Annotated in this window: 15 protein-coding genes, 3 tRNA genes and 2 pseudogenes; 15 read left to right on the top strand and 5 right to left on the bottom strand. The window is 42.4% G+C overall.

The genetic code is table 11. From position 1 onward, the window contains the following. The first annotated feature begins 9 nt into the window (after positions 1–9). From FTU40_RS00095 to FTU40_RS00055, 9 genes are all read left to right on the top strand, one after another. Complete coding sequence (locus FTU40_RS00095) at positions 10–435, top strand: hypothetical protein (RefSeq protein ID WP_180039308.1); 426 nt, start codon at positions 10–12, stop codon at positions 433–435. Between the two features lie 63 nt (positions 436–498). Next, positions 499–1,644: a hypothetical protein gene (locus tag FTU40_RS00090; RefSeq protein ID WP_180039307.1), complete on the top strand. Its 1,146-nt coding sequence runs from the start codon at positions 499–501 to the stop codon at positions 1,642–1,644. After that, complete coding sequence (locus FTU40_RS00085) at positions 1,641–2,738, top strand: phage BR0599 family protein (protein ID WP_180039306.1); 1,098 nt, start codon at positions 1,641–1,643, stop codon at positions 2,736–2,738. The genes FTU40_RS00090 and FTU40_RS00085 overlap by 4 nt, the downstream gene beginning before the upstream one ends. Beyond that, positions 2,738–2,956 (top strand): hypothetical protein, encoded by a 219-nt coding sequence (locus tag FTU40_RS00080; protein ID WP_180039305.1) that lies wholly within the window; start codon positions 2,738–2,740, stop codon positions 2,954–2,956. Before FTU40_RS00085 ends, FTU40_RS00080 begins: the two co-directional genes overlap by 1 nt. Further along, positions 2,953–3,171: a hypothetical protein gene (locus FTU40_RS00075; protein ID WP_180039304.1), complete on the top strand. Its 219-nt coding sequence runs from the start codon at positions 2,953–2,955 to the stop codon at positions 3,169–3,171. The genes FTU40_RS00080 and FTU40_RS00075 overlap by 4 nt, the downstream gene beginning before the upstream one ends. Beyond that, the gene (locus FTU40_RS00070) at positions 3,137–6,652 is read left to right on the top strand and encodes a phage tail protein (RefSeq protein ID WP_180039303.1); all 3,516 of its coding nucleotides are present in this window, start codon (positions 3,137–3,139) and stop codon (positions 6,650–6,652) included. Before FTU40_RS00075 ends, FTU40_RS00070 begins: the two co-directional genes overlap by 35 nt. Positions 6,653–6,891: 239 nt before the next feature. After that, positions 6,892–7,251 (top strand): hypothetical protein, encoded by a 360-nt coding sequence (locus tag FTU40_RS00065; RefSeq protein WP_180039302.1) that lies wholly within the window; start codon positions 6,892–6,894, stop codon positions 7,249–7,251. Beyond that, positions 7,248–7,994, top strand: a complete 747-nt coding sequence (locus tag FTU40_RS00060; protein WP_180039301.1) for an N-acetylmuramoyl-L-alanine amidase — start codon at positions 7,248–7,250, stop codon at positions 7,992–7,994. The genes FTU40_RS00065 and FTU40_RS00060 overlap by 4 nt, the downstream gene beginning before the upstream one ends. Then, the gene (locus FTU40_RS00055) at positions 7,991–8,287 is read left to right on the top strand and encodes a DUF6527 family protein (RefSeq protein WP_180039300.1); all 297 of its coding nucleotides are present in this window, start codon (positions 7,991–7,993) and stop codon (positions 8,285–8,287) included. Before FTU40_RS00060 ends, FTU40_RS00055 begins: the two co-directional genes overlap by 4 nt. Positions 8,288–8,535: 248 nt before the next feature. On the opposite strand, the gene FTU40_RS00050 is transcribed toward FTU40_RS00055, so the two are convergent. Beyond that, complete coding sequence (locus FTU40_RS00050; RefSeq protein ID WP_180039299.1) at positions 8,536–9,561, bottom strand: site-specific integrase; 1,026 nt, start codon at positions 9,559–9,561, stop codon at positions 8,536–8,538. A gap of 573 nt (positions 9,562–10,134) precedes the next feature. Here FTU40_RS00050 and FTU40_RS00045 point away from each other — a divergent pair. The 3 genes from FTU40_RS00045 (at position 10,135) to FTU40_RS00035 (ending at position 10,449) form a co-directional block, all read left to right on the top strand. Then, a tRNA-Leu gene (locus FTU40_RS00045) sits at positions 10,135–10,219 on the top strand. A gap of 33 nt (positions 10,220–10,252) precedes the next feature. Then, a tRNA-Trp gene (locus FTU40_RS00040) sits at positions 10,253–10,326 on the top strand. Between the two features lie 38 nt (positions 10,327–10,364). Continuing rightward, positions 10,365–10,449 (top strand) — tRNA-Leu (locus FTU40_RS00035). A gap of 159 nt (positions 10,450–10,608) precedes the next feature. Here the strand turns inward: FTU40_RS00035 and FTU40_RS00030 are convergent. Next, positions 10,609–10,812, bottom strand: coding sequence for a hypothetical protein (locus FTU40_RS00030; RefSeq protein WP_005096596.1), 204 nt, complete (start codon positions 10,810–10,812; stop codon positions 10,609–10,611). 437 nt (positions 10,813–11,249) lie between these two features. Between FTU40_RS00030 and FTU40_RS00025 the strand changes: the two genes are divergently transcribed. Then, positions 11,250–11,522: a hypothetical protein gene (locus FTU40_RS00025; protein ID WP_074383176.1), complete on the top strand. Its 273-nt coding sequence runs from the start codon at positions 11,250–11,252 to the stop codon at positions 11,520–11,522. Positions 11,523–11,537: 15 nt separating this feature from the next. Here FTU40_RS00025 and gloB read toward each other — a convergent pair whose 3' ends face one another. Both gloB and FTU40_RS15160 read right to left on the bottom strand, forming a co-directional pair. Continuing rightward, positions 11,538–12,272, bottom strand: coding sequence for a hydroxyacylglutathione hydrolase (gene gloB, locus FTU40_RS00020; protein ID WP_100329732.1), 735 nt, complete (start codon positions 12,270–12,272; stop codon positions 11,538–11,540). Positions 12,273–12,387: 115 nt separating this feature from the next. Next, positions 12,388–12,730, bottom strand: a pseudogene (locus tag FTU40_RS15160) (flavin reductase); the annotation flags it as partial. Positions 12,731–12,882: 152 nt separating this feature from the next. On the opposite strand from FTU40_RS15160, the gene FTU40_RS00015 reads away from it, so the two are divergent. Further along, a complete protein-coding gene (locus FTU40_RS00015; RefSeq protein WP_100329731.1) occupies positions 12,883–13,704 on the top strand; it encodes a PhzF family phenazine biosynthesis protein in 822 nt (273 codons plus the stop codon). Positions 13,705–13,846: 142 nt separating this feature from the next. Next, the gene (locus FTU40_RS00010) at positions 13,847–16,618 is read left to right on the top strand and encodes a pitrilysin family protein (RefSeq protein WP_180039298.1); all 2,772 of its coding nucleotides are present in this window, start codon (positions 13,847–13,849) and stop codon (positions 16,616–16,618) included. 229 nt (positions 16,619–16,847) lie between these two features. On the opposite strand, the pseudogene FTU40_RS00005 reads toward FTU40_RS00010, so the two are convergent. Then, positions 16,848–16,958 (bottom strand): annotated as a pseudogene (locus FTU40_RS00005) (IS701 family transposase); the annotation flags it as partial.

The raw sequence follows: 16,958 nt of genomic DNA, 5'->3' as shown, positions 1-16,958 counted from the left end.
GGGGGATTTATGGAAAATTTAATACTCTATATCGCTCAAAATTCTGATCTACTTAGCACTATTATGTCTGTGCTAACAGGTTTAATGATTGGTCTAGCAATTGTATCGCTAATGACTACTAGAAAAATGTATAAAAGCAGAAAGCGTGCTGAGGCTTTATATATTGAATCGTTGCTTAAAAATAAAGAGTTTGTTGAGCACATTATCAAAAGAGATAAAGAGCAGCATATTCTTGAGATTTATCCAAAAAAGAATTTAGTTGTTGTGGATGGAGAAGATGTGTTTATACACGTGTTTGAGACATTAGATGAAAATGTTCAAAAGCAAATTGAGCCTGCTTTATTTCAAAAAAATCTAAACAGCAGAACTGCTTATCTAAACAAAGTGGTGCATGAGGCTAAGAAAACATTTGATACCAAGCATTCACATTGCTAAATAACTATCTACCAAGAACCGCCTTAAAAGGCGGTTTTTTATTGCCAAAATTTCGAGGGAAATATGAAGATCCAGACTTCGCTTTTTGGCGAACTTGTTTTGCTGACAGAATGCACACTGGTTGGATCGTCTGAGAGTCTAGGCTTTCAGACTTTCATTAACACCTCGCACAATGGCACTGAAAAGCGCAAGGCATTGCGTGAGACCGCATCCCAGGTACTCAACATCGATTATGTGACCATCCGTAAAGCCATGGCGCAGAATTTCAACGTGCTGTATGGTGGCATGCGTAAGCTCTGGGCTATACCTGTGGATTATGAATGGCAGAATGTCGAGGCAGTATCAGGGGATTTTATTCCTTGTGATACTTCAGTTTTCGACTTTCGTAGTGATTCGTTAGCCGTGCTTAAGCATGCAGATGGTCATACGGTTGTTGAGATTCTGGAAGTCAGGCCAGATGGCTTAAAACTCTACGATCCAGTAGATGTTCCAGTATCCAAATTATGCCCACTTCGTGTGGGTTTTATTTTGGGTGATGTTTCTGCACCGATCAATGCGGTTTTTGGTCAGCCAAGTATTCAGTTTCAGGTTATGGATGCGCCTTATCTGAATGCACCAGCACCAAGCCAGTTTCTTGGAAAGGATATTTATTTCAAACGTCTTTTACTTGAAGGTGATTCTCTAAATGTCAGCCTGGTCCAGCATCAGACGATTGTTGATTTTGGTTTTGGACCAATCGATCAGCATACCAATTGGCTGCATGCACGTTACGGCAAGCCAATGCGTTCTGTAATGAAAACACAGCAAGAATTGTTTGGGTATAAGCAGTTCCTGTTTCGGCGCCTGGGACAATACCGTGAATTCTGGCTACCGACTTTTGAGCGAAATTTTCATGTCAAAAGCACAGGCACAGTGAACACCGTGGTTGAGGTGGAGTCGAATCAATATCTGGAATATGCAAGTGGCCGAAAGCACATTGCAATTAAAGACAAGGCTGGCAACTGGACCGCGCACACCATCACCAGTGCAGTGACAAGTGGAACCAATGTTCGACTAACAATCAGCCCGGCGCTATCCAAGCCTGCAGCCAATATTGAAATGATTAGTTATTTGGGGCTGCATCGCCTTAATAACGATCAGATCGATATCCAATACAAGGGCGCGCATATCACTGAATCAAGTGTTTCTATTCTGGAAATTGCACCATGAAGTTTTTTAGCAGGATTTTAGGTAATGGCCAGATGACCATTGCTGACCGTGAACTGTATTTATTTAGATTCGGAAACTCGGAACGCTGTTATACCAATGGTGATGCCTTTATCGAATATGCCGGTCGTTCTTATGAGCCGCATGTGATTGAACGTCAAAGTCACAAGCGTGGCCGCGATCTTGAAAAAGAAACTATGGAGATTGAATTTTCGCTGCAGTCTGAATTTGCCCAGAATTTATCCCGGTCCGAACTTGAGGGCTTGGTCACAGTTGAAATGTTTAGTTTTAAGCATGATACGTTTAAACCTTTCTGGAACGGCCGGCTCACCAAAGTTAAACCGCATAGTGACGGCATCAAATTGCAGTTTGAAACCTCTTTCACCAAAGTGGGCCGGAATGCAGTCACACGAAAGATTCAGGCTTCATGCCCATACCGGCTATTTGATCGGGACTGCCAGCTCAATAAAGATGATTACGCAGTCAGGACCACAATTAAATCTATTGATAAATTAAACCTGGTATTACGTGGTCTTGAATCTTATACCGAGAATTACTTTGCAATTGGCATGATCGAGCACCCAGATGGTGTGCTGATCACAATTGATACAAGTGTTGGTAATAACCTGATTCTTAAACGTCGCTATGATTCCTTTTCTGATCTTGCGCTAACCGATGCGCAATACACAGCGCTGATGAATGACATTGCTGCAGAGCAACTGATTGTGGATGGCGCAACGTTCACACTAGAGTCGACTGAGTTGGATTTGGCAACCAAAACGCAGGCTGAAGCTGATGCTCAGGCTGCTGTGGACGCAGCACTTCCTGAAGATCCGGGGTATCAGGATTTACTCGATGCGCTTACACAGGCGCAGGTTGAGAAATTGACGGCTGAAACTGCGGCTACGGATGCTCAGACTGCACTAGAGGCGGCGCAGGCAGAGCTTCAAGAATCGCAAGATGCGGTGCCATACGTCACGCTATCACCAGGATGTATGCGCACACCAACTGCCTGTAAAGCTTTTGGCAACATGCCAAATTATGGTGGATTCCCATTCTTACCAACAGATAACCCGTTAGCGAAGGAGATTGCATAATGTGGCCACAGTTTATATGGATGGTGGTATCGGTTGTTGTGTCGGTTGCTGTATCACTGCTGATGGGCCGTGGGCAACAAAACCGCACAGTTGCGCAGGACATGGAAGCCCCCAGTGTTGACTACGGGACACCAGTCAAGATTGTGCTTGGCACGCGGGATGTGAAGCCAATTTATGTTTGGTTTGGTGATACTTCAAAACAGGCGATCAAGAAATGAAAGTTTATATGCGGCACTTTCGTGCTTTGGGGTATTGCAGAAAAGAGGGCGTGAAGCCCTTTTTTGATGCCCGAAATTGGGACTGGCAAGATTTTATTCAAAACGGATTAGAAGCCGAGCTACTGCTTCATACAAGAGATCCACGTGCACAGGCCATTGTTGATTTAGCGAGAGAAGAATATGAGCGGCAGCAAGAAGCAGACAACAGGGCATAAGTATTTTGCCGGATTTCACACGGTGCTAGCACAAGCTGGCTGTTACCTTCGCCGGATCTGGATTGAAGAAAAAGAAGCCTGGTATGGTGGTGTAGGGACTGAGTTAAGTCGTATATCCAAGCCAAAACTTTTCGGTGGAAATGATGTTGGCGGCGGCGGCGGTATTGCGGGAGAGTTTCATTATTACATCGGGGATAAAAATCAATCTCCAGATCCATATCTAGAGTCGCAACTTGGTGTTGGCAATGTTCCTGCATATCGTGGCGTTTCATCATTTGTATGGGGCAAGGGCTGGGTCGGTAACCAGGCTTATATGAAGGACTGGAAGTATCGCGTTTCTCATGTAAGTGGCATTAACTCAAATGTAACTACAGCACCAAGTAATTTTGTGATTGCATTTGACTGCTCGATGTCATTGTCTGCAGCAGACTTTTTTTTGATGCAAAACTCATTAAATGCGATTGCTAATACCCTGGTTTTCTTTAAAGAGAACTACTTCAATACAAAAATGAACATCCGCCTGATCGCATTCGATGCCACGGTGCGCACCAAGGATTTTATTGATTTTCAGGTTGATGATGCCGGAGAGATGGGGCAGTTTCTCTCAGGGCAAGAACAAACATCGGGTATATCTTTTTCTGAAATGTTGAATGAAGGTTATTCTTTTTTTGACAGCCATACAGACGCAAAAAATACATTTGTCATCATCGCTGATGGACAAGACACAACATCAGGGCATATCGCGCAAGCACAAAGCAATTTTGGCAATGTGAGACATATCTGCATTTACACCAACAGAATTGCCGATGCAAACAATGCAGATCTTCCGTACCACGTAGCACTCACTGCAATGGATAACACACCAGAAGATAATGTGTTTGTCCGTGTGGGAGAGGATTTTGAAAAGTTCCGTGTCTGCCCGACACTTTTTGTCGGCGATGATGGTAGTGCTGCAATCAATGAGGAAGTCTGGTTCGGTATTCGTACTGGTGAGCCAGACATGAACCCAGCCGACATGCTTTGGCTTTGTATTACAGATTCTTTTTGGGGCTTGGGTGAGCCTGAGTCAGCATGCGATAAAGAAAGCTTTTTGGCTGCTTGGCGCATCTTGAATGAAGAAGACATGTACATGAGTATTGTCTTCGATAATGAGGGGCAGGCTCAGAAAATTATCGATCTGATCTGCGAACACATCGATGCTGTATGTCAGGTAAACCCAAAAACTGGACTTTGGACGCTCAAGCTCATTCGTGATGACTATGCTGAAGCTGATTTGATTGTATTAAATGAATCAAATGTTGGTTCTATTTCAAACTATGAAATCCGTACTGCAGCAGAGCAGATTAATCATGTCACGGTAACTTACTGGAATAAAGAAACCGGTAAAGACGCAACAACATCCGCGCACGATCCAGCGCGTATTGCCATGCATGGTGTGGTGAATAAATCCATCACTTATGATGGCTTTACAAACGAAAAGAACGCATATCGTGCAGCTGAACGTGATCTTAAAGCGCTATCAAGCCCGCTAAAAGTGGCGACATTCGACAATGTTGATCCTGACATTGTAGAGGGCCTACAGCCCGGCGCAGCATTCAAGTGGTATTGGAATGCGCATGGGGTAGATGGCGCAGTAATGCGCGTATCTTCAATTGACTATGGTGACGCCAAAAACAAATCAGCACGAATTGAGGCGATTGAGGATGTATTCAGCACCCCGATGAATTCGGTTGCACCTTATATTCCGCCTTATATTGATCCAGGCATGCTACCACCGCAAGACAACCCGACTGTGCGTGTCATTGAGCTGGATTATTTTGATGCAGTGCAGTTTGAGTCGGAAAGCGATGTTAATAATGCGCTGCTTGAAGAACCATTGCTTTCTCGTGTTGCAGTGGTTGCGGGCAAGCCGCAGAGGAATGCATTTGATGCGGATCTCATGACCAGGCAGCTGTCTACCTATGTAAGTCAAGGCACACTTGAATTCTGCCCTAGCGCAGAGCTCGTTAGTGCGATTGGCTATATGGAGGATACTTTTGCAATCAAGAATGTTCAGGATATTGAGCTAATTGAAAGCAATAAATGGGCGTTATTGGGTAATGAGAAAATTGCAGTGGTATCAATCTCAAATACCGAAATTACAGTAAAGCGCGGAGTGAATGGCACTACACCACAAACTCATGCAGCAGACGCTGTAATTTTATTTTGTGATGACTTTATTTTGCTTGATCAAAATGAATATTTGAGCAGTGAAACGGTTTATGTGAAAGCTCTAACCAATACAGGTTCAGATACGCTTGCACTGAACGCTGCGACAGAACATCAAATTACATTGAATGGCTTGATGATTCGTCCATATCCAGCCGCTAACGTGAAAATTAACGGTGAGTATTGGCCATCTTTAGTGCGCGGAAACATTAATCTATCTTGGGCACATCGAAATCGATTACAGCAGACTGGTGGTGCTCCGCTTGGTTGGTACGAGCCAAGCGTTACACTAGAAGGTGGCGTAACATACACCGTAAATGTATACGATACAGACACTAATACTCTTTTTTACACAGAAGATGATATCGACTTAAATGAAACTGAAATATCTAGTTTTAATGCGCCTGAGAACGCCAAGTTAGAATTATTCTCTGTGCGAGACGATTGGGCGTCTTATCAGAAGTTTGTGCATGAATTTAAATGGGGCGCAGCTAAGTGGAATCCATCTAACTTACTGAATCAAAAAACGTATTGGCTCGACACAGACAGCGAAAAAACTATTACAGGAGGTAGAATTACGCAATGGAAAGATAGAAGTGGGGCGAATAGAAACTTTACTCAATCATCGACATCTTTAGCTCCGACTCCTGTACTAATAAACGGTAAGCAAGCTGTAAAATTTGACAGTGGAACATTCTTATCTTCTAGTGACTTAAGTGTTAGTAATAACGCAAATGCTACTTGGGGATTATTTGTTTATAAGCTTGACACAGCAGCAACAGGTGCAAGATCAATCCTATATGTATCAGCAAATACAGCGACAGGCAGGGTTGTGTTTCAGGGTGGTGCAGCTTCTTTACCTGTAAAGCCAAATATATATGTCAGAAACTCAGACAGTGGCGAACTTGCTTCATTATCTTCATCTCACGGTGGAATTGATGAGTGGATTATAATGTTTGCACAAGTTGATTTCGTTGCGAATACTGCAAAAATGGTGATTAATGGTCAAAGTTCAGAAGACAGGTCAGATTTCAATGCTACTGTTAAGAACTTAGATAACACAAACTCACTAGGTATTAGGCTTGGCGCAAATATGACGGGAGGATTCCGTTTTAACGGGTCTTTAGCTGCGATGATTGTTGGTTTCAATTCGACTGTTGATTCAAGCGATATTGATAAATTAATGGGTTGGGCGGCTTGGAAGTATGATTTGGTTGCCAAACTTCCTGTTGACCACCCATATAAAGAGCGAGCACCGCTAGTAACTGATTAGTATGTTGATATACATAAAATGCAATCGATATCTTCATAATGAATAGAGCAGAATTAATGCGATGTCAGACACAACAGCAGCCGTTGCTGAGTTGGCGGCGTGATCGTTTTCAATTCGCATTCGCATAGCCACCCTTCGGGGTGCTTTTTTTATTTCTTAAATTAAGGGGGTGCAATGCCAAATGACCCACCACCAGAGCCGAAGGGCTCTTTTTTAATGTCAACTTTATAGGGGGGTGTATGCCTGAAAATAGGCCGTACAACAATAATGGATGGGAGGGGAAAATTGACTCCATTCATAAAGACATTCGATTGATTTTGGAGCATGTGGCACGACAAACCTTTATTAACGAACACCATGAGAATGCAATTGCCAAAATTCAAAAAGAACTTGATGCGCTCGAGCTAAAGGTCTCAAACCTTGAGAACAAGTCTGCAATTCAGGATGGCGGACTTGGTTTTTTAAAGGGGTTACTGGGGCTTTGTGGGGGAACCATTATAGCTGCATGCATTTGGGTCGGCGCATCAATCATTCAAATTAATCAAACACAGTCATTAATGAAAGAAAAAGTCACAAGACTTGAGGAAACCTTAAAATGAAATTCATCCCCGAAAACGTCTGGAAATATTTATCCGTAAAGCTCCCACTACTGGGGGCTTTTTTAATGCTTGCAGTTTTAGTTATTCAGTGGGCGTTAGACTTTAATTTTATCCCTGAACAATATGCACCTTTTATCATTGGTACAGTCTTGCCAGCTCTAAGCTGGTTAGGTCGTAAAATCGCACAACCACAATTACATAATCAGCCTTTAGGCTTTGTCACAGTTACAGCCGGCCATAGCAATACCGATCCAGGTGCAGTAAACGGCAAAACCAAAGAAGCAGATCTGGTCGTCAATTTCCGAAATGCAGTGACTCATTATTTGCGTGAGGCAGGGCTACAAGTCAAAACCGATGGCACTGGCACCAAGAATGACCCATTATCTGCTGCGGTAAAATTAATTCAAGGTTCAAGTGTGGCAGTCGAATTCCACATGAATGCAGCAGCATCAAAACAGGCGAATGGCATTGAAACGATTGCATTGCCAAAGGACAAGAAACTGGCTCAAGATTTATCTAAGGCTGTGGCAGATGCACTAGGCAGTCGTTTACGTGGTGATAATGGCTGGATTGATCAGTCTAAATCTGCGCGTGGTCGACTGGCGTACGTGAATGCTGGCGGTTTAATTGTGGAGCTTGGCTTTATTTCTAATGAAGATGAACTTGCTCGATTCAATGCGCGTTACTGGCTGGCTGCTAAGGCTGTGGCCAAAGTTCTGATTGATTATGAGGCTAGCAAATGAGCGAGTTTAAAAAAGTAAGCGAAGTATTACTTGAATCACAAGGCATTTACTTCATTGAGTGTCCGGGATGTAAAACCTTACATCCCATCCATGTTGGTGAGCAGCATCGTATCCGGTGGGGTTTTAATGGAAATGTGGATGCTCCAACATTCACACCGTCATTGATGGTAAATCAGGGCCATCCAAGTCAATGTCACTCTTTCATCACCGATGGAAGAATTCAATTCTTATCAGATTGTAACCATAGCTTGGCTGGTCAGACAGTTGACTTATTACCAGTGGAAGAATTCTAATGTTGAAAAGCCCTCAAGTGAGGGCTGCACAGCACATTCAATTACGACGAATGTGAATGTGGGGATATGTGTTGGGGTAATTTAAAAATTACTTCAACTTCTCACTTTACTTAAAACAGCATACTCACTCGCACACCCATCCCAATATTCAAAACAACTATGCCAGACAGCCCAGCCAAATCTTTTACCCCACGGCTCGGCAAATTTAATGCAATGCTCAATGTGATGCTGTTCCCATGTTTTCATTATTATCCCCTAAGCCCATTTCTTAATCGTTGTGCAACCTCGGTAGCAGTTGGATTGTAGTAGGTATTCACCAGAATATTAATATCCGTATGTCCGGTAATCTTGGCTAGATCAGCAGGGTTTTGGATAATCTGGGCCATGCGAGTAGTGGCCTCATGTCGCAGGTCATGGAATCGTAAATCCTCAATCTTGCACTTATCCCGGTATCGTCTAAATAGAGAGGATAGGGAATCTGAATCAATGCTTAAAACGCGTGGACCATTTACACCTTGCATGTGTCGCAGCAATTCTTCAGCACGCTCGGACAATGGAATATTTCGAGTAAGACCATTTTTAGTGTCTGGTAGGTGTACATACATCTTATCAATATGGACATTCTTCCAGGTCATTGCTGTGATTTCACCAAGCCGCATTGCAGTTTCAAGCGCAAACAACATTGCCCATGCAACCTCCTGACCTTTGGTTTTAACTGGCTCACCTTCAACATAAGAACAAGCATTTAAAATGGCTTCAATTTCATAGTCTGCTGCACGTCTATTTCGTGGTGGTGGCAGCTTTGGTCTTGATACTGTAGTCAGGGGAGAGGAGTGCAACCAACCCAATTCACGGATGCAACAATGCAGTACAGCACTAAGCAATTCCATTTCCCTTGAAACAGTCGTAGCAGTTACATCTTTGATTCTGGCATCACGATACTTTACAAAATCAAAAGACTTGAGATCTGTAAGATTTTTTGACACTAACTGCGGATTGTCACGCATCAACTTTCTTAAGCGTAAAGTTTCCCAGCGCGCACCTTTCTTTTTAGGTGTGACATTCTTCAGGTAATACTCAATAGCTTCTTGGTAGGTGTGTTTTGGCAATTCGCCTTTTGATGCCTTGGCCGCATCCTTGAGTTCGATAATTTTACGAGCTGCCCACTCTAATGCTTCTTTTTCTGTATCATGGGTAGAGGTGTGGCGCTTGTTCTGATGGTTGACGCAAATACGCCAACTATCACCGCGCTGAATGGCCTTTGGTATCTTCATAATGTTGTGGTGCAGAATTGGTGCAAATCAAATGATTAGATGATGTATTAAATCACATTACAATACATTCTAATACAACATTAATTTATTAAAAATCAAAGGTTAAAAGAAAAACCCTTACAGGATAAGGGTTTCAGTTTAATGGCGATATGCTCTCTATCCCCACCATTATATTGAAGCAAGGCTAATGCCTTGCTTTTTTATTGCCTGAAATTTTATACAGCAATTTTCATTGATCTTATTCTTAAATCCTTATTTTGCTTGATAGAACGTGTGTGACGGAAGTTATATAAAAAGCATGGTTGCATTATTTTGAATACCGAGGCCATACAATATAAGGCTTGATCTGTAGTTTGTTTTTTATACATTTTGGTTTTTATGACACAAAATAAAGCTGAGACCTTTTAAAATACTGAATTTGTGGTTTCGTCTTCAAAGAGTCAAATTGTCTTGATAAATTTTATCAAAAGTAAAAAAATATAATTAACTGTTTAATTTCTAGCGGAATAGAATGTGATTGCTTGTAAAATCGCTTGTCAATGACGGTCTATCTCTATAATATACACAGCCATTGGGGACGTGGCGAAATTGGTAGACGCACTGGATTTAGGTTCCAGCGCCGCGAGGTGTGAGAGTTCGAGTCTCTCCGTCCCCACCAATTTACTTAAGCAATTGAGTAAACTGGCCGAGTAGAGGATTGGTGTAATGGTAGCATGACGGTCTCCAAAACCGTTCGTCAAGGTTCGAGTCCTTGATCCTCTGCCAAAGTTTGAAAAAATCCAACGCTAAGTTGGTACCCCGATGGGGACGTGGCGAAATTGGTAGACGCACTGGATTTAGGTTCCAGCGCCGCGAGGTGTGAGAGTTCGAGTCTCTCCGTCCCCACCATCATATTAAAGCAAGGCTGATGCCTTGCTTTTTTATTGCCTGAAATTTATTTAATCAAGATAAAAAGAAAAGTCCGTCGAAACGGACTAAAGATTGGAGAATAGAGTTGCTGAATCAGTGGAATAATTTATTTATTTTTCTGATTGAAAATAACCTGAATCAGGCTTTTAAATGATCTTCAAATTCCTCACCCAGCTGGATCGCGAGTGCATTGCCGGCCAGATCACAGGTGACCAGACCGTATTCTTTTTTGAAACTGAAACTGAAACCACGATCATCAGCCAGGGTGCGTACGGAATATCCTAATTTTTCTAACCATAGTCGAAATGCAATCAGATTTTTAGCTTTAACCACTTTTTTCACGAGATCACTCCTTCATCATTGTTCTATCTTAAATAAGGGTGAGAAATTTTGTTTTAAAGGGCAAATTCCCATATTTAATTAATTTAATCTAATTTGAATGTTTAGTGAACATCGTATGCTCGCTAAAGAAGCAGTTTATGACTTAAGTAAATGATTTTTATCATATTGAATAGGTTGTAACTAAATATTAAGTTTTTATAGCATGTAAATAAACTTAATTATACTTTAATTTCAAAGGCTTATTTTGCTATTGATCTAAATTTGAACTTTATCAACGCCATAAAATGTAAGAATAAGGGAATGCCGAAGCATCGGCATATTAAGCTTGCATTGATTATTTAATCGGATCATTAGCAGCTGCTGGTTTTCTGAGCTATCGTTTGAGATGCATGCCCTATACTATCAAAAATGTAATTCTTGAATTAAATACGATTGCCATGACTGAACTGACGATTGAACACAATGTGAATCAGAAAATTGAATGGATGCAGCAACAGGGCTTAGATCCGGTTGCTGTGATGCTGGGACATGAGGACTGGTTGAATTTTACAGTGCAATCGAAAGTAGCCTATACGCCGTTTGGTAGTGCACGTCGTTATCAACCGGCCTTAGCTGGTTTGCTGCTGGTACGTGTTGACGAAATGCAGGCAGTGCGTGTCGTCACTCAAGACGAACTGGATGCTTATGCGCAAAGTCACCAGATTCTTTAACATGGATCTTTAACTCTAGAACTGATCTTTCAGGGTTCTCAAGCGCTGAAACTCTTCCACACTATCCGCACGCAGGAAAGGATTGGTTTGTAATTCATCTTCAATGCTACTTGGCAGTGTACACTGGCCTAACATACGCAAGCGTTCGATATGCTCGAAGCGTTCCAGAATTGCCTGATTGTCCGGTTCGACGTGTTTGGCAAACTGGGCATTCGACAGGGTATATTCATGCGTGCAATAGACCTGCGTACGCGGCGGTAAGGCTGCCAGACGTGACAGTGAATGATACATCTGTGAATAAGTACCTTCAAAAACCCGGCCACAGCCCATGGCAAATAAAGTATCGCCACAGAACAGCACATCAATCGCATCAATGAAGTAAACGATATGGCCTAATGTATGGCCTGGTACTGCGATCACTTGAACATCTGCCCCATGAAAGCTGAACTGTTCTTCATGCTCAAGTGGATGCGTGATAAACGGAATTTTACTGAGTTCTGCACGCGGGCCATAAACAGGCAGATTTTGTCCCTGAATTAAGCCGGGCACACCGCCAATATGGTCTTTATGCCAGTGCGTTAACCAGATTTGACTTAAGATTAAACCGTGTTCGGCACAATAATCTTGCACCAATCCTGCTTCGGTCGGGTCAATGACTACGACCTGATGAGAAGCCGTATGTTCCAGCAACCAGATATAATTTTGCAGCGAGTTCTGGACATCAATACAGTGAATTTTAAAAGGCATCATAGCGCATCAGACCAAATGAAGATTGAGAATAAAGTAGCATAATTTCAGATGCTCTGGGCTTGCAGATATTATCTGCTCATCCGGGATAATTTTTGTTTATGTCCCATTTAAAAAATCATAAGTCCGAATCATCAACGCTTACCGCCTTGCCAATGCTATAAAATTGTACACCAGTCACATGATGAGTACTTTTCCATTCTTCACTCACTACATGATAATGCCAGTGACTGTCGCGGAAGACTGATCATCGGCATAGGCCGCAATCAGCTTGCCAATAAACAGATCATGCATTTGCTGGTTATGCGGCCCGGGAATCAGCTCGCAGAGTATTTATGCAGCACAGCCTTGCCCAGAGAAATATCAAAACCAAAGAATTTAAATAACCTTAGGCCAGATGGTGCCAATTTTTCAGGTACATCATGCAGGCTCAGCCTACCCAGCCGATAGGATTTTTCTAGGAGAACACTTTGAAGATGGGGGTTGGTCATACCGCATCATTCACTATATTGGTGTATTTAAGTGGCTAGATTAGTTAGATTATTAGCATATTCAAGTTCACTCTTGCAAAAAGCTTTTAAACTAGAGATTGTGATATTGAGGACTTCAGAAAATGAAAATGTACCAGGTCGATGCGTTTACCACGGAACTGTTTAAAGGAAATCCAGCTGCGGTGATTGTGCTGGAGGACTGGCTCGAAGATGGCCTGATGCAAAATATCGCCTTGGAAAATAATCTGTCTGAAACAGCTTTTGTGAAAATAATTGATGCAGAAAATTATGCTATTCGCTGGTTTACCCCGACCAAGGAGGTGGATTTTTGTGGTCATGCAACCTTGGCCAGCAGCTTTGTATTATTCAATCAATTTGGTACGGCAAAAACGATCCAGTTTCATGTGAAAGATCTGGGGATCTTTGTGGTTGATCAGGATACAGATGGCAAGATCAGAATGAACTTTCCAATTCGCCGCGCAGTAGCCGTCACAGAATATCCTGAGGCCTTAAGACAGGCATTGAGCAAACCGTTTAAGCAGGTTTATCTGAATGCACAAGGTTATATTGTCGAATATGAGTCAGTACAGGATGTGCTAGATGAATCACCTGATTTTGAATTATTAAAACAATTAAATGGCAAGCGTACCGCGATTACTGCTCAGAATAGCTTTTTAGATGTCGCGATTACCTCGCAAGATACACAATATGATTGTATTTCACGTTATTTTGCACCGAGTAACGGAATCAATGAAGACCCGGTCACAGGGTCTATTCACACCGGAATTGCGCCACTTTGGGCAGACAAACTGGGTAAAAATGAACTGGTCGCTTATCAGGCATCAGCGCGCGGTGGTGTACTTTATTGTGCTTTGCAAGATCAGGAACGAATTGAAATTTCGGGTTATGGCAAATTATATATGCAGGCTGAACTTTATCTTTAATCTCTGATTACATAGATATGCATGTCGTCAGGCAAGGCGGCATGTTATTTTAATGATTCAATTTAGAAAAGACTATTCAGAATAAGAATCATTCTCTAAAATGAGCGCGAATAAAAATTTACATTGAAAATCTGGATGAATAATGTTGGTACGTTATAAGAATTTAAGCTTGGCGATTTTGTTGTCGGGTTGTAGTGCGCTGAGTTTTGCACAACCTGTTTTGGTGAAAACTGAACAGAATGTGGAGGAATATCGTCTTGATAATGGTTTACGAATTATCCTGGCACCGAATGATAAAGAAAATAAAATTTTTATGAATACGGTGTATTTGACCGGTTCACTGAATGATCCTAAAGGAAAAGGTGGTCTGGCGCATCTGCTGGAACACTTGGCTTTTAAAGGCACTAAAAATGTCAAAGGTGATGAATTTCAGCGTCGGCTCGATCAATATACCTTAATGACCAATGCCAGTACCGATTATTATTCAACCAAATATACCAATGTCATTCGTCCTGAAAAAACGGCGCTAAGTGAAGTAATTTTCCTTGAAGCCGAGCGTATGGATCAGCTGGTTCTTCAGGAAAAATATGTACCGACCGAAATTGATATTGTAAAGCGCGAACGCGAAATTCGTCTGGATCAGCCATTTTCAGTACTCATGGATCAGGTGTTTAAGTCGGTTTATGGCAATCAGTATTTGGGCCGTTTACCGATTGGTGATCTGAATGAGCTGCAATCCATCAATATGCAGGAATTGAACCAGTTTTACCGGAGCTGGTATGCACCGAATAATGCCTTTATGGTGATTTCAGGCAAGTTTGATAAGGCAGAGGTATTAAAGCAGATTGATAGCCATTTCAGTCCGATTCAATCGCGAAGTGTACCGGCGCAAGTGAAAGTTCCGGCTTTAAAACCTGAGCAGATTCAACAGCGTGAATTTACTGTGCAAAAGGGCAGTGATCTGGCCAAATTCAATATTTACCTGAATGGCCCGGATGAAAAGATCAAGACTGCTTTGGCTGTTTCACCGACGCTCTATACCTTGCAACCGAGCGGGCATTTATATCAGAGCATGGTGGAAAGTGGAAAGTCGACCATGGTGCAATCTAGCACCTGGTTAGATAAAGACTTTAATCTGGTGTTTATGGGCGCGATCTATGCACCCAATCATCAGCCAAAAACTGTGGAACAAAGTTTGATTCAAGGCGTAGAGCAAAGCCAGCCATTTACCGAGGCCGAATTAAACCGAGTTAAAAATCTGACCCGCAATCAGGCTGATAATATTAAAAATAGCGCGACTGCTTTAGGTTCACGTTTAAGTGATTATGCCGTGGCTTATTCGGGTGACTGGAGCCAGTATTTTAAAGATCTGAATGCGATTGAAAACCTGAATGTGAGTCAGGTTAATCAGGTCTATAAAGGCTTTCTAAAACCTGAATATCGTATTTCTGGCAATATCCTGCCAACACCGGAAGATCAGAAAAAAGCGCAGGAAGTGACACAGACGGAAGCACCGAAAAAAACACTGGACCAACAGGCTGAGACAGAAGAGCCTTTAAAGGATGTCAGTGTTTATCAGGCGGAAGTGAAGCAGTATGTAGCGCAATCCAAGCAGTATTTATCTGCCAAGGACAAGCAGATTCAGCGTGGTAAGTTAAAAAATGGCATTAAATACGCGCTATTCCCAACCAATATTCGCGATGACAAGGTGTATGCCACAATTTCTCTGGATTTTGGGACTGCGCAAAGCCTGATGAATAAAGGCGAGATTCTGGATCTGACCGCGTATTTAATGCTGCGCTCATCGGAAAACCAGAGCTTGCAGCAGATTGCTGACAAAATTATCGAAGTAGGCGGTTCAGCGACTGCCAGCCCATCGAGTAATGGCCTGAACATACAGATCAGTGCCAAAAAAGAGAAGTTTGCAGAGTTTTTCCAATATGTGGTTGATGTACTAAAAAACCCTGCATTTGAGCAAAGCCAGTTTGATTTGATCAAGGGTCAGACCTTATCCAGTCTGGATCGTCCTTATACCGAGCCAGATACAGTGTCGAGCCTCACCATGGCGCGAACCATCGAAGTTTATCAGCCCGGTGACATTCGTTTCCATTTTGAACCTGAACTGGCCACCAGGCAGTTTAAAGCAGCCACTCGTGAGCAAGTGGTCGCTTTGTATCAGCAATTCTTTAAAACGCATCATGCACACATTGCAGTGACTGGGGAATTTCAGCCAAAATCTATACAGAAAATGCTGAAAAATAGTTTCGCAGACTGGAAAGCGGCACAGCCTTATGCACGCCTGAAATCAGAATATCGAAGCTATCCAGCCCAAAAAATTCATGCCTTGTCTGAACAACGTGAGTTCGGTAGTTATCAGGCATTGCTAACCTTCCCGGTGGGGGCAGACCATGCAGATGTACCTGCTTTACAAGTCTTCCGTCATATTCTGGGTGACTCTCAACTGTCTTCCCGTTTGGCTCAGGAATTACGTGAAAAAAATGCGCTGGTCTACGGTTTTAGTGCCCATGTTCAGTTTAATGAATGGGCCGATTCAGGTGCTTTGGCACTGGGTGCCAATTATACCGCAGGTAAATCTGCACAGGTTTCTCAAACGGTGCATCAGGTACTCAATGAGCTGCTAACACGTGGCGTAACTGAACAGGAAGTGGAAGCGGCCAAAGCCAGCATTTTGAAAAAACGTGTCAATGCACTGGAAGATGATCGCCGTATTCACAGTATGTTGGTTCCTCAACTGGAAAAAGATCGTAAGCTGATTTACCGTGAAAAACGTGATCAGGCGATTGCCCAACTGACAAAAGCCGACATTGATGCCGTGATTAAAAAATACATCAAGCTGGATCAGTTGGTCGAAGTGATGGCCGATCAATATGGGAAAGAAATCAAAAAATCATAGAATTGATCTACATTAAAAAAAGTCCTCCTCTAATAGGGGGACTTTTTACTTCTCATTGTTATTAGAAGCTCTAATTTAAGTCGCTTTTCTGGTAAGCAGGATTCCACCTAAAACGCCAGATAGCACAACACTGGGTAAGCTCCACCAGAAAGTGGCAAAAAGAAACAGGAAAATCCCAGCTGATACTAATATTGCTCCAACAGCGATATCTTTTAGGACTTACGCACTATTATTTATAGATTCTCTGTGGTAGCAGATGATTTTTATCGAGAATAAAGTCATCAATGAAGTTTTTGATAACTGGTCTAAATAATTTCTTCTGCCAACGATATACATTTTC

It is taken from the genome of Acinetobacter sp. YH12100 (genome assembly GCF_013419135.1).
Classification (GTDB): domain Bacteria; phylum Pseudomonadota; class Gammaproteobacteria; order Pseudomonadales; family Moraxellaceae; genus Acinetobacter; species Acinetobacter pseudolwoffii.
This window is presented reverse-complemented; position numbering and strand designations above follow the sequence as displayed.

Bases quoted from the DNA above. Each gene is read 5' to 3' on its own strand.
- FTU40_RS00095 (WP_180039308.1), top strand. From the start codon at position 10: ATGGAAAATTTAATACTCTATATCGCTCAAAATTCTGATCTACTTAGC.
- FTU40_RS00090 (WP_180039307.1), top strand. From the start codon at position 499: ATGAAGATCCAGACTTCGCTTTTTGGCGAACTTGTTTTGCTGACAGAA.
- FTU40_RS00085 (WP_180039306.1), top strand. From the start codon at position 1,641: ATGAAGTTTTTTAGCAGGATTTTAGGTAATGGCCAGATGACCATTGCT.
- FTU40_RS00080 (WP_180039305.1), top strand. From the start codon at position 2,738: ATGTGGCCACAGTTTATATGGATGGTGGTATCGGTTGTTGTGTCGGTT.
- FTU40_RS00075 (WP_180039304.1), top strand. From the start codon at position 2,953: ATGAAAGTTTATATGCGGCACTTTCGTGCTTTGGGGTATTGCAGAAAA.
- FTU40_RS00070 (WP_180039303.1), top strand. From the start codon at position 3,137: ATGAGCGGCAGCAAGAAGCAGACAACAGGGCATAAGTATTTTGCCGGA.
- FTU40_RS00065 (WP_180039302.1), top strand. From the start codon at position 6,892: ATGCCTGAAAATAGGCCGTACAACAATAATGGATGGGAGGGGAAAATT.
- FTU40_RS00060 (WP_180039301.1), top strand. From the start codon at position 7,248: ATGAAATTCATCCCCGAAAACGTCTGGAAATATTTATCCGTAAAGCTC.
- FTU40_RS00055 (WP_180039300.1), top strand. From the start codon at position 7,991: ATGAGCGAGTTTAAAAAAGTAAGCGAAGTATTACTTGAATCACAAGGC.
- FTU40_RS00050 (WP_180039299.1), bottom strand. From the start codon at position 9,561: ATGAAGATACCAAAGGCCATTCAGCGCGGTGATAGTTGGCGTATTTGC.
- FTU40_RS00025 (WP_074383176.1), top strand. From the start codon at position 11,250: ATGACTGAACTGACGATTGAACACAATGTGAATCAGAAAATTGAATGG.
- gloB (WP_100329732.1), bottom strand. From the start codon at position 12,272: ATGATGCCTTTTAAAATTCACTGTATTGATGTCCAGAACTCGCTGCAA.
- FTU40_RS00015 (WP_100329731.1), top strand. From the start codon at position 12,883: ATGAAAATGTACCAGGTCGATGCGTTTACCACGGAACTGTTTAAAGGA.
- FTU40_RS00010 (WP_180039298.1), top strand. From the start codon at position 13,847: ATGTTGGTACGTTATAAGAATTTAAGCTTGGCGATTTTGTTGTCGGGT.